The organism is Pseudomonas sp. ITEM 17296, from assembly GCF_028895205.1.
Taxonomy (GTDB): Bacteria; Pseudomonadota; Gammaproteobacteria; order Pseudomonadales; family Pseudomonadaceae; genus Aquipseudomonas; species Aquipseudomonas kermanshahensis.
Map to the genome: position 1 here is coordinate 1 of NZ_WJRS01000069.1, position 1,320 is coordinate 1,320.

1 protein-coding gene is annotated in these 1,320 nt (G+C 59.0%); it reads right to left on the reverse strand.

Translation table 11 applies throughout. The features are described from left to right. On the reverse strand, window positions 1-1,320 hold a 1,320-nt coding region (locus GIB19_RS28065), incomplete at both ends, for an immunoglobulin-like domain-containing protein (protein ID WP_342456472.1).

Sequence of the window (1,320 nt, forward strand, 5' to 3'; positions counted from 1 at the left end):
CGTCACGACCAGGTCGTGAGCCAGCGCGGTGTTGATGTGGACGGTGAAGGTCGGTTTGACGTTCTCGGCAACAGAAACCTGATCAGCGGTGATGGTGACTTTGACCAGATCACCTTCGTTGCCCGGCGTACCTGGTTCGTCGGTCACAGCAGTGCTGACCGGAGTTTTGTCCAGAACCAGATTCTCGAACTTGCCGACATCCGCGCCATCAACCGAAGCGATCGATTTGATCACTGGGTCGTTGGTACCGACGTAGACGTTGTCCGGGGCAGTCACGGTGGTGAAACCGGTAGTGCTGTTGGCCGGAACCGTGATGACGGTGGTGCCGTCACTCAAGGTGAAAGTCAGCGCCGAATGTTTATCGATCGGCAGGCCGTCTTTGTTGGTCAGCGTAATGGTGTAGGTGATTGCGCCGCCTTCAGTAACGGAAGGGGTAGCGGTCAGCTTGGCCACGACGTCATCCGTGGTGTCGGTGACTTTGACCGAAGCGGCGTCGCCCAGCTGCAGGTTCTCGAAGGCACGGCCATCGATGTCTGCTGCCGACTTCACGCCCAGCTCGATTTCACCGGCGTCTTTGTAGACGTCGTCGCCCTGCGCTTCGTGGGTGTACGGCGCGCTGGTTTCACCGGCTTTGATGGTAACGGTAGCGTTGTTGCTCAGCATCACGACCAGATCGTGAGCCAGGGCGGTGTTGATGTGGACGGTGAAGGTCGGTTTGACGTTCTCGGCAACCGAGACTTGGTCAGCCGTAATGGTGACTTTGACCAAGTCGCCTTCGTTGCCAGCGCCTGGAGTACCCGAGCCTGGCTCGTCGGTGACAGCAGTGCTGACCGGCGTTTTGTCCAGAACCAGGTTCTCGAACTTGCCAACATCCGCGCCATCGACGGTGGCGATCGATTTGATCACCGCGTCGTTGGTACCGACGTAAACGTTATCCGGAGCAGTCACGGTGGTGAAGCCGGTAGTGCTGTTGGCCGGGACCGTGATGACGGTGGTGCCGTCGCTCAAGGTGAAGGTCAGCGCCGAGTGCTTATCAATCGGCAAGCCATCTTTGTTGGTCAGGGTGATGGTGTAGGTGATCGCACCACCTTCGGTGACCGAAGGGGTAGCGGTCAGCTTGGCCACCACGTCATCCGTGGTGTCAGTCACTTTGACCGACGCCGCATCGCCCAGTTGCAGGTTCTCGAAGGCACGCCCGTCAACATCGACGGCGGACTTGATACCCAGCTCGATTTCTCCAGCGTCTTTGTAGACGTCGTCACCCTGTGCTTCGCGGGTGTACGGAGCGCTGGTTTCGCCAGCCTTGATGGTAACGGTGGC